The organism is Streptomyces sp. NPDC048514 (genome assembly GCF_043199955.1).
Taxonomy (GTDB): domain Bacteria; phylum Actinomycetota; class Actinomycetes; order Streptomycetales; family Streptomycetaceae; genus Streptomyces.
This window is the reverse complement of sequence record NZ_JBICWT010000003.1, coordinates 219499-230172: the sequence shown is the minus strand read 5'-3', so window position 1 is coordinate 230172 and position 10674 is coordinate 219499. Positions and strand designations below refer to the sequence as shown.

General features: G+C 71.9%; 11 protein-coding genes. 7 read left to right on the top strand and 4 right to left on the bottom strand.

The window, feature by feature from the left end:
* Nucleotides 1–56 precede the first annotated feature (56 nt).
* The 7 genes from ACGFT2_RS07065 to ACGFT2_RS07035 all read left to right on the top strand — a co-directional run bounded on the left by ACGFT2_RS07065 (nt 57) and on the right by ACGFT2_RS07035 (nt 6343).
* Entirely contained in the window at nt 57–806 is a 750-nt protein-coding gene (locus ACGFT2_RS07065; protein WP_393274341.1) for an SDR family NAD(P)-dependent oxidoreductase, read from the top strand.
* An 82-nt stretch (nt 807–888) separates the two neighbouring features.
* Entirely contained in the window at nt 889–1791 is a 903-nt protein-coding gene (locus ACGFT2_RS07060) for a class I SAM-dependent methyltransferase (RefSeq protein WP_393274339.1), read from the top strand.
* The gene (locus tag ACGFT2_RS07055) at nt 1791–3032 is read left to right on the top strand and encodes a pyridoxal phosphate-dependent aminotransferase (RefSeq protein WP_393274337.1); all 1242 of its coding nucleotides are present in this window, start codon (nt 1791–1793) and stop codon (nt 3030–3032) included. Before ACGFT2_RS07060 ends, ACGFT2_RS07055 begins: the two co-directional genes overlap by 1 nt.
* Nucleotides 3029–3751 (top strand): tryptophan 2,3-dioxygenase family protein, encoded by a 723-nt coding sequence (locus ACGFT2_RS07050; RefSeq protein ID WP_393274335.1) that lies wholly within the window; start codon nt 3029–3031, stop codon nt 3749–3751. Before ACGFT2_RS07055 ends, ACGFT2_RS07050 begins: the two co-directional genes overlap by 4 nt.
* 118 nt (nt 3752–3869) lie before the next feature.
* A complete protein-coding gene (locus ACGFT2_RS07045; protein ID WP_393274333.1) occupies nt 3870–4700 on the top strand; it encodes an SDR family NAD(P)-dependent oxidoreductase in 831 nt (276 codons plus the stop codon).
* Nucleotides 4701–4809: 109 nt separating this feature from the next.
* On the top strand, nt 4810–5280 hold the full coding sequence (locus ACGFT2_RS07040; protein ID WP_393274331.1) for a hypothetical protein: 471 nt from the start codon (nt 4810–4812) through the stop codon (nt 5278–5280).
* A 100-nt stretch (nt 5281–5380) separates the two neighbouring features.
* On the top strand, nt 5381–6343 hold the full coding sequence (locus ACGFT2_RS07035; protein WP_393274329.1) for an alpha/beta fold hydrolase: 963 nt from the start codon (nt 5381–5383) through the stop codon (nt 6341–6343).
* Between the two features lie 18 nt (nt 6344–6361).
* Here ACGFT2_RS07035 and ACGFT2_RS07030 read toward each other — a convergent pair whose 3' ends face one another.
* Genes ACGFT2_RS07030 through ACGFT2_RS07015 form a run of 4 tightly spaced genes read right to left on the bottom strand, consistent with a single transcriptional unit; the run spans nt 6362 to nt 10618 of the window.
* Nucleotides 6362–7231 (bottom strand): carbohydrate ABC transporter permease, encoded by an 870-nt coding sequence (locus ACGFT2_RS07030; protein WP_393274327.1) that lies wholly within the window; start codon nt 7229–7231, stop codon nt 6362–6364.
* Entirely contained in the window at nt 7228–8187 is a 960-nt protein-coding gene (locus ACGFT2_RS07025; protein ID WP_393274325.1) for a carbohydrate ABC transporter permease, read from the bottom strand. Before ACGFT2_RS07025 ends, ACGFT2_RS07030 begins: the two co-directional genes overlap by 4 nt.
* On the bottom strand, nt 8181–9641 hold the full coding sequence (locus ACGFT2_RS07020; protein WP_393274323.1) for an ABC transporter substrate-binding protein: 1461 nt from the start codon (nt 9639–9641) through the stop codon (nt 8181–8183). Before ACGFT2_RS07020 ends, ACGFT2_RS07025 begins: the two co-directional genes overlap by 7 nt.
* Entirely contained in the window at nt 9638–10618 is a 981-nt protein-coding gene (locus ACGFT2_RS07015) for a GNAT family N-acetyltransferase (RefSeq protein ID WP_393274321.1), read from the bottom strand. The genes ACGFT2_RS07020 and ACGFT2_RS07015 overlap by 4 nt, the downstream gene beginning before the upstream one ends.
* Nucleotides 10619–10674: the final 56 nt, after the last annotated feature.

The following is a 10674-nucleotide window of genomic DNA, read 5'->3' as shown; positions in this document are numbered from 1 at the left end:
AGCAAGTGGAAACCGCACAGGACCGACCGCGGAAGAAAGCGAGCGGGATTTCCCTCATGAGCCTGCACGGAAAGACCTTCCTCGTCACCGGCGCCGGCAGCGGCATCGGACGCGCCGTGGCACGGCAACTGCTCCGGGAGGACGCCCGCGTCGTCCTGGTCGGCCGCCGGGCCACGGCGCTGCGCGAGAGCGCGGGCGCGGCGGCGGACCAGCAGGCACTCGTGCACCCGGCGGACATCGCCCGGCCCGTCGAGGCCGCCGGCGCCGTACGAGCCGCGCTGAACCGATTCGGCGGCCTGGACGGCCTGGTGAACAACGCCGGACTGGCACGTTTCGGACCGCTGGCCGACGCCGACCCGAACGATCTGACGGCCATGCTCGACGTCAACCTGCTGGCCCCGGTCCACCTGATCCGGGCGGCCCTGCCCGCCTTGCGGGCCGCCGGCGGATCGGTGGTCAACGTCTCCTCCGTCGGCGGTGTCCTGGCCATGCCCCGCCGGGCGGTGTACGGCGCTTCCAAGGCCGCCCTGAACAGCCTCACCCGGTCGCTGGCCCGCGAACTCGCCCCGCGCGTGCGGGTCAACGCGGTGCTGCCCGGCCCGGTCGACACCCCGATGTACGACGATCTCGGACTCGCCCCCCAGCAGGTCGCGCAACTGCGCGACGACATGGTCGAGAGCACCCCGCTGGGCCGCTTCGGAACCCCGGACGACATCTCCTCCTGGGTGTGCCGGCTGCTCGACCCGGAAGCCGCCGGGTGGGTCACCGGCGCTCTCATTCCCGTCGACGGGGGCCGCACTTCGTAATTCCACCGCTCGTTGTTCCGTACAGCAGCCCGGCATCGCTCGAAGAGCACCACGGTGCCGGAAAGGACGAGGGAGAAGAAGAATGAGCAGCGAAGAAGTTTCCACCGTCTATGGCCGTGAGGAATTCAAGCGGGTCGACGTCGGTGCCGTCATGCGGGACGGGCACCCCGACATCAGCGACGGCGACCAGCTCATCGTGGACCTGGTGGCCAAGAAGCGCGAGTCGGCCGGCCGCCCGCTCAGCGTCATCGACGTGGGTTCCGGATCCGGGGTGCTCTCCGAACTGATCGCGCAGCGGCTGCCCGACTGCCGGGTGATCGCCAACGAGATCGCCCCCAACCCCGCCCGGCAGGCCCGTGACCGGCTGGCGGCCCACCCCCGCGCCGAAGTCTTCACCGACGACTTCATGGACTGGAAGGAACCGCTCGACGTCATCATCTCCTGGGGCAGCCACCACCATCTGCCGCACAGCCACCTCCAGCACGCCCGCACGCTCCTCGAAGACGGGGGCGTGCTGATACTCGGCGACGAGTTCTGTCCCGAGTACTGCACCGAGGACGACGTCAAACGGCTGAAGAACGCCGACGTCATCGAGCTGGGGGGCGGCTATCTGCTCGCCGCCCGGGACGAGATCGAGGCGTACCGCGCGGACGGCAGCGTCCCCGAGTGGTCCCGGGTCCTGGAGGACCGCCGCCGCCGCACACTGTGGAACTGGTACAAGTTCGTCATCGACTACGCCATCGAGCGGGACCACTGGCCGGTGGCCATCGCCGAGATGCAGATCACCAAGGACGACATGGTGACGGCGTTCGAGGAGGAGCACAAACTGTCGCCGCTCATCGTCGAGCACGAACTGGCCGTGAACGGCTTCGAGCAGGTCGCCAAGCACGTCATCGGCGACCGGCCCGCGGAGCTGCAGAGCTTCTTCATCTACGAGTTCCTCCCGGCGAACGGAGCCGCCGTCGACAGCGCCGGCGACCGGTGATGGGCCGCGTCTCCCGGGCCGGCACCATCCCCCCCTCCTGTCTGCACGCGGTCTTCCGCGCGGCGGAGGACCGGGAACGGGCCACCGGCCGGCCGGTCGTCAAACTCCACGTCGGCGAACCGTACTTCCCGCCGCCGCGCGAGGTCGCCCTGGCCGTGGAGCACGCGGTGCACGAAGGCCGCACCGCCTACACCTCCGCCGAGGGCATGCTCACGCTGCGGGAGGCGCTGGCGGTCAAGCTGGAGACGGAGAACGGCCACCGCACGAGCCCCGACCGGGTGTTCGTGACACCCGGCTCGTGCCAGGGGCTCGCCGCGCTCTTCCAGTCGCTCGCGCGGCCGGGCGACGAACTGCTGATGCCGGAACTGCACTGGCCCATCCACCTCCAGCAGGTGCTGCTCGCCGGCTTCCGGCCGGTGTTCTACGCGCTCGGGCCCGGCTACCGCCCCAGCCTGGACTCGCTGCGCGCCGCCGTCACCCCCCGCACCCGGGCGGTGCTGGTCAACTCCCCGGCCAACCCGACCGGCGCGGTGATAGACACCGAGTCGATGGCGGCCATCCTCGAACTGGCACGCGCGCACGACCTGCAGATCGTCAGCGACGAGGCCTACGAGCACTTCGTCTACGAGGGCGAGCACGTGTCGTTCGCCTCGCTGGAGAGCGGCGTGCCCGAGGAGGAACGGCGCATCTTCAGCACGTTCACCTTCTCCAAGAGCCTGGCGATGACCGGCTACCGGCTTGGGTACGTGGTGACGCCCAACGAGGCCGCGGCGCACGCCCTGCGGGTGGTGCAGGAGGCGAGCATCATAGGCCCCTCGACACCCGTCCAGTACGCCGGCCTCACCGCGCTGAAGGCGGAGGACAGCGCGCGCGCCAACGCCCGGATGGTGCGGGCCAACCGCGACCGGGCCCTGCCCGCGCTGCGGGAGGCGGGCCTGCTGGCCGAACTCCCGCAGGGGGGCTGGTACGCCGTGATCGACGTCGGCTCGACCGGCGTGGACGCCGAGACCTTCGCCGCGAGCCTGCTCGAGGCCCACGAGGTGGGGGTGGCACCGGCCGCCGGATTCGCCCTGCGGCCCGTGCTGGCGGACGACGGCCGGGTGCTGTCCGCCGACCCCGCGCCCGAGGCCCGCACCCTGGTCCGGCTGGCGTTCTGCGGCGACCCCGACGAACTCGACACCGGCGTCGCCCGGCTGCTCGCCCACACCAGGGCCCTGCGCTCGCGGGGCGGATCGCCGTGACCGGACCCGACTACGCCGGATATCTGCGCCTGGAGCGGCTGCTGTCGCTCCAGGAGCCGCTGTACCCGGCCGGCGACGACACCGCCACCGGCTCGGCCGAACTGTTCTTCATCGTCGCCCATCAGACCAGCGAACTGTGGCTCGTCCAGACACTGAACGACCTGGACGCCGCGACCGAGGCACTGGTCGGCGCCGACGGCACGGGCACACCCGACGGCATGGAACAGGCGCTGGAGCACCTGGGCCGTGCCGTGGCGGTGATGGGTCTGCTGGAGGAGACGGTACGGCTCCTGGAGCGGCTTCCCGTCCAGCGTTTCGCCGCCTTCCGCCCCCGGCTGGGCACCGCCAGCGGAGCCCAGTCGCGCAACTTCCACGATCTGGAGGTGCGCCTAGGCACCGCCGACGAGGGCGAGAGCCCGCTGTACCGCGCCTTCCTCAAGGCGCTCGCCGCCCGCGGCACCAGCGTGGAGGAGGTCTGCCGGCTCGGCGCGTCCGGGGCCGGCGCCCCCCATCGGCTCGCGGAGACCCTGCTCGACCTCGGATACCGGTTCTGGCACTGGAAGGTGGCCCACCTGTCGCTGGTCGACCGCGCGGTGGGCGGCCTCTCCGGCACCGGCGGCACGGCGGGCGCCTCCTACCTGGTCTCACGGACCCGCATGCCCTTCCCCGAACTGCGCTCGACCCGCGAACGACTGCATCAGGGGCAGACCGGCACCTGACACCTCGGGGCCGTGCCCCGTAGGCGCCGGCGGTGACCGGCCGGAAGTCGACGTCGGTGGATCAGCGCGTTCTAGGCTCGGCCTCACTGGACGATCTCGGTGAAGGGAGCCGACTGCAGTGACGGACAAGAGGGTTGTCGTCGTGACCGGCGGAGGCACGGGCATCGGGGAGGCCACGGCCCGCCTGCTGATGGAGGGGGGCCACCAGGTGGTCGTCGCCGGCCGACGGGCCGAACCGCTACGGCGCCTGGAGCGGGAGACGGGGGTGCTGGCCCATCCGTCCGACGTGGGGGACCCGGAGGCGGCCGAAGGACTCGTCGAAGCGGCCCTGACCGCGTACGGCCGGCTCGACGGCCTGGTGCTGAACGCCGGCATCGGGCGCGGCGGAGCGGTGGGTGACCTGTCGCTGCAGGACTGGGAGGACGTGATGCGCACCAACGTCACCGGCCCGCTCCTGCTGCTCCGGGCGGCGATACCGCACCTGCTGGAGTCCAGGGGCTCCGTCGTCGCCGTCGCTTCGGTCTCCGCCCTGCGCAACGCCACCGGCAACGCCCCGTACGCGACGTCCAAGGCGGCCCTGCTCCAGCTCTGCCGCTCCGTGGCCGTCGACTACGGGCGCCAGGGCGTGCGTGCCAACATCGTGTGCCCCGGCTGGGTCCGCACCGAGATGGCCGACCGTCGCATGACCCGCTTCGCCGAGGAGGCGGACCTGGGCGGCGGGGGAGCGGAGGCCGCCTACGCGGAGGCGACCGGCGTGCTGCCGCTGGGGCGGCCGGGAGAGCCGCGCGAGATCGCGGAGGTGATCGGCTGGCTGCTGTCCCCGGCGGCGTCGTACGTGAACGGCGCGGTGCTCACCGCCGACGGCGGGGCCACCGCCCTCGATCCGGGCACGCTCGCCTTCGACTTCCACATCACGCCTCGCGGCGGTGCGGGCCCCGACCCCCGTTAGGCACCACCCGCCGCGAATCGCCGTACAACCCTGGAGCCGGGTGGCTGGTCTCTATCTCCGTAGGGACCAATCCGGCCTTCGGGTACAACTCGTTCCATCGGGGGAACACATGAGTCTCGTCCGCAACCGCACCCGCGTCCTCACGACCGCGGCCTGCACCCTCCTCACGGCGGCCGTGCTCGGCACCGCCGGCGCCGCACCGTCCCACGCCCGCGGTGTCGCCGGCGCCGCACCGTCCGCCGCCCCGCAGGCCCGGACGATCGCCTCGTCCGTCCTCGGCAGCGACTACAAGGTCACGCTGACCGCGCTGCGCTCGGCACAGGAACCGACCGCCGCCTCCGTGCGGCTGCAGGTCTTCACCCACGCCGGCGGCACCTGGAAGGAGTCCGACCGGGTGACCGTGGGCGAGACCGGCGGATGGTTCTGGTACCCGCTCACCGGCAGCGGCGCCGTCTGCGAGTTCTCCACCGCGAGCACGGAACCGGCGCCGCTCACCGTGAGTCTGCTCGTCACCCCGTCCATCGGCTGCTCCGAGCCGGCGCACTACGTCGTGCAGAAGGGCAGGCTCTACGCCGGCTGACGTGCGAGGCGTCCGGTGCTGTGGGACGAACGGGGCAGGTCCGCCGCGGCCCTGGCACCGGCGCCGCCGTCCGAAGATCACGGCGCGTACGCTCGGGCACATGGTCAAGCATCGGATGGTCGACGTGAACGGCGTTCGGCTGCACGTCGCGGAGCAGGGCGACGGCCCCCTGGTGGTGCTCCTGCACGGCTTCCCCGAGTCATGGCTCTCCTGGCAGCGGCAGCTGGGCCCGCTCGCCGACGCGGGCTTCCGGGTGGTCGCCCCCGATCAGCGCGGGTACGGACGCAGCGACCATCCCGAGGACGTCGGGGCGTACACCATCCTCCACCTGGTCGGCGACGTCGTCGGGCTGATCCGGGCGCTGGGCGAGGAGAAGGCGTACGTCGTCGGGCACGACTGGGGCGGGCCGGTGGCCTGGCACACCGCCCTGCTGCGACCGGACGTGGTGCTCGGGGTGGCCGGTCTGAGCGTGCCGCCTCCCTTCCGCGGCACGGAAGCTCCGCTGGCGGCCATGGACAAGAGGTTCGGCGGCCGCTTCTACTGGAACTACATCAACCGCTCCGCCGACGCCGACGCCGAGTTCGCCGGGGATCCGCGCACCGCCTTGCGCAAGTTCTTCTACTGGGCCTCCGGGGACGCTCCCGGCGCCGGCGAGGGAAGGCAGCCGCTGATCGACCCCGAGCGCGGCTGGCTCGCGAGCATGCCGGATCCCGAGGTGCTGCCCGACTGGTTCACCGAGGAGCATCTCGACGCCCTCACCGAGAGCTTCTCCCAGGGCTTCACCGGCGCCCTCAACTGGTACCGCAACATCGACCGCAACTGGGAACTGACCGCTCCGTGGCACGGCGCCGTCGTCACCTCGCCCGCCCTGTACATCTACGGCGACCGAGACGTCGTCCCGGCCTTCCCCGGCACACCCCAGCTCATCCGGAGACTGCCCGACCTCATGCCCGACCTGAGGCGCACGCCCCTCGAACTGCCCGGCTGCGGCCACTGGACCCAGCAGGAACGCCCCGACGAGGTGAACGCGGCGCTCATCGACTTCTTCCGATCCTGTCCCTGACGCCCCTTGCCAGGCCCGTCACTTGAGGCCGCTGAGCATGACGCCCCGGATGTAGTGCTTCTGCAGCAGCAGGAAGACGATCAGGACCGGCAGCACGCTCAGGACGAGTCCGGCCATGACGATGGGCATCGTGCGGGTCGGGTCGACGTAGTCCTGCAGGAGCTGGATGCCGACGGGCAGGGTCATCACGTCCGGATCGGCGGTCGAGACGAGCAGCGCCCAGATGTACTCGTTCCAGGCGTCGACGAAGGTCAGCAGCCCGAGCGTCACCACGACCGGCTTGGTCTGCGGCACCACGATCCGCCACCACACGGCGAACTCGCCGGCGCCGTCGATGCGCGCGGCCTCGAGGACCTCGTCTGGGATCGACAGCATGAACTGCCGCGTCAGGAAGATCCCGAAGCCGTTGACGAGGAACGGCATGGCGAGCGCGGCGAGGCTGACCGTCAGGCCCGCGCCGCCGCGCCCGAACAGGTCGTTGCCGCCCGCCAGCGGCCAGTGCACCAGGATCAGGAAGTGCGGGATGAAGAAGACGAACGGAGGGAACATCATCGTCGACAGCACCAGGCGGAAGATCAGGTCCCGGCCCGGGAAGCGGAGTTTGGCCAGCGCGTAGCCGGCGAGTGACGACGTGAGCAGCACCGATCCGGTGATCACGCCGGTGGCGACGACGCTGTTGCGGAAGAGCACCGGCAGATCGAGCTGGTCCATCGCCGCCCGGTAGTTGGACAGGTCGAACGCCTCGGGCAGGAACCGGTACGGCAGCGTGCCCGCCTCACCCGGCCCCTTGAAGGACGTCAACACCATGTCGAGGAACGGCACCACCGTGAGCACCGCCCCGGTCACGACCACCAGGTACGACAACCACGGGAAACGGCGGCGGATCATGCGTCCTCCCCCTTGCGCCGGAAGATCCACAACTGCACCAGGGTGACCGCGAGGACCACCACGAACAGCACGAAGGCGGCGGCGCTCGCCGTGCCCCAGTCGCCGTAGCTGAAGGCCTGCCGGTACATCTCCAGCGCGGCCACGTCGGTCGCGTCCCCCGGCCCGCCCTTCGTCATCACGATGATCAGCGCGAACGACTGCAGGCCGGTGATGAACTGGGTGATGCACACGAACAGCAGGGACGGCCGCAGCAGCGGCAGCGTGATCCTCCGGAAGACGGTGACGGGCCCGGCGCCGTCGAGCGCGGCCGCCTCGTAGTACGACTCGGGGATGGACTTCAGCCCGGCCGTCATGACGAGGATCGCCGTGCCGACCGAGGCCCACGCCTGTACGACCACCACCGACGGCAGCGCGGTGTCCGGGTCCTGCAGGAACGCCATCGAGTCCAGCCCGACGGCGTTCAGGACTCCGTTGACGAGGCCGCCCGGCTCGTACATGTACTTCCACACGTTCCCCACGGCGACGACGGTCGTGACGATCGGCAGGAAGTACAGGGTGCGCCACAGCCCCTGGAACCGCAGCCTGTCGATGCAGGCGGCGACGAGCACGGAGCCGGCGAGCGCCAGTGCCACGGTGCCGAGGGCGAACAGCAGCGTATTGCTCAGGATCGGCGTCAGGAACGTCGATCCCTCGGCGAAGAGGCCGGTGAAGTTGTCCGGACCGACCGGGTCGATCCCAGCGAGGTCGAATCCGGTCCACCGGGACATCGACAGCAGCAGCGCGAAGCCGAGCGGCAGGATCAGGAAGACCGCGAAGAACAGCAAGGCCGGCGCCAGGAAGAGATAGGCGACGACGGCCTGGTGGCGCCGGGCCCGGCCGCGGCCGTCCACGGCGGCCGCGGCGGACCGTGGGCCGCGCGCCCGCTCGGTCGTCTCCGGCGCCAGGGTGTTCACCATGAGCGCGACACCTCCTGATCGACCTGACGGCGGGTGGAGCGCAAGGCCTCGTCGACCGACTGCTGACCGGTCCACAGCGCCTCGATGTTCTTGCGCAGCAGCGACTTGGCCTGCTGCGCGCCCGGTACGTTCGGCTCCGGCACCGCGTACGCCAGCGCGTCCAGGAACGGGCGCAGATTCGGATCGCCGCCCTCGCCCAGGAGCGTGCGCATGTCGTCGGCGCGGCCGGTCAAGGAGCCCACCGAGACCTGCAGGGAGCTCATCCGGGTCGCCCTCGCGCCCTTCGCGGCGCTCCGCACGCTCACCTTCTCGGCGTTCAGCCAGCGCAGGAACTCCCAGGCCTCGCGCGGGTGCCCGCCGGCCGCGTTGACGCCCAGCATGAACCCGGTGGAGAGGGTGGCGCGCCGCCCGTCCGCCTTCGGGACGGGCAGCGCGGTCACCCCGACATCCCGGTAGCCCGCGCCCATCTCCGACTTCAGGCTCCCGGTCCACCAGCCGGCGCTGATCACCATGGCGACCTGCCCGGACGCGAACGCCTTGTAGACGTTGACTCCGGGGTCGCTCGCACCTCCGACGACGAGACGGTGCTCCAGGTCGAGCACGGCCCGGCCGGCCGCCGAGTCGATGGCGGTGCTCCTGCCGTCCGCGGAGACGAACGTTCCGCCGGCGGCGTTGAGCAGGGCGAGCGTCTGGCCGACGGTGGTGGAGTCGTCGATGGTCGACAGCCCGAACCCCTGGACCAGCGTGTTGCCGTACCCGTCCCGCCGGGTGGTGCGGTAGGCCGTCTCCTCCAGCTCCCGCCAGGTGCGCGGGGGGCCGTCGACGCCGGCCTCGCGCAGCAACCGTCTGTTGTAGTACAGGGCGTACGTCTGCACCTCGGTCGGGTACCCGTAGACCTCGCCGCCCACGGAGGAGGCGCCGACCGCGGCCGCCCCGTAGCCGCGCCGGATCTCCTCGGCGTGCTCGGGCGGTGCGGGCCGCAGGACCCCGGCCCGGACGAGCTGACCGGCCCACAGGCAGTACGGGTGGAGGATGTCGGCGCCCTGGCCCGCGGCCTGCCGGACCATGAACGTGGTCAGCAGGTCGGTGAACTCGACGGCCTTGGTCCGCACCTTGACCCGGTCGTGCGTGGCGTTCCACTCGTCGACCGGCCCCTGCAGGGCCTCCTTGAGCGCGCCGCTCGCGTAGTGGGAGAGCAGGGTGAGGACGATCGGGTCCCCGGGCCGCCCGGTGCCCCGGTGCGGTGCGGCGCACCCGGAGGCGAGCAGTGCCGAGGGGAGCGCGAGCGCGAAGTGACGGCGGCTCAGCCCGGCTCCGCCGCCGTCGTGGCGCGCGCGCCGACGGCGGTCCGGGCCGGCGCCCTGCGACATGGGCGGGCGGTCCTGGCCGTTGCCCTGCGGCCTGGGCGGGCGGTCCGGGTGGGCCGGGTGGCCGGTGTGGCGCGCCGGCGTCATCGGGCGGCCTCCCGGCGCAGCACCCGGAACACCCGGGTCGTGCTGAAACCGCTCTTGCGGTACAGATGGCCCGCCGCGGACCGCTCGCCGGTCCACAGGAACCACGCGGAGTGCGCACCGCGCGCCCGCATCCGCTCCAGCACCAGGTGCAGCAGGACCGTGCCGAGCCCGGTGCCGCGCGTCTCCTCCAGTACACCGAACGGGCCGAACCGCTCGTCCACCGACTCGTACGCGCCGTGCATCGCCCAGCCGACCAGGCGGCTCGAAGGCTCCCGGACGACGACGATCCGGTCGAGCGGTGTGCCCGCGGCCAGGCACTCCCGGATCGCCCGCGCCCAGTCCGGGTTGAAGTGGGTCGCGGCGAGCGCGACGAGGTCGACCAGGTCGTCGTCGGACGGAGTGGCGAACCGGTAGCCTCGCGCCGTCAGCTCCGCCGAGCGGCGGCCCACGTCGTCCGGGAGGCGGTACCCGACCAGACCGCGGTCCATCGCCGCCGCCTCGTACTGCGTGCGGAAGTCCAGGGACTCCAGGAGCCCGGCCGCTTCCGGGTACGCCGCGGCGTCGAGGCCAGGCAGGACGTAGTTCGGGGTGTACGAGGAGAAGTCGACCCGGGTTCGGCCGTGGCCGTGCAGCCAGTCGAGGGCATCGGTCAGCAGCCGGCGGCCGAGACCGCGCCCGCGCGCGGCCGGGTCGACGAAGAAGAACGGGATCCAGCCCTGCTCGGGTTCCAGATCCGTGCCGGACATCGGCGTCATCCGGCGCACCGCGTAGGCGGCGCCGACGACGCGGTCGCCGTCGACGGCGACCCGAAGCCCCTCGGGGTCGAAGTTGGCGTCGAGGAGCACCAGGGAGCGGAACCGGTCCGGGGTGATGGGGTCGGCCGGCGCACTCCGGCGCCACGCCCGCACCAACTGCGGCCCGTCACCCACGCGAAAGCCGCGGACTCCGGCCCGGGAGCTGGTCGTGCGATCGGTCATCGGCGGGATTGTCCTTCCCTACGCAGGTCACGGACGACGTCGGACGCCGCCCTCGG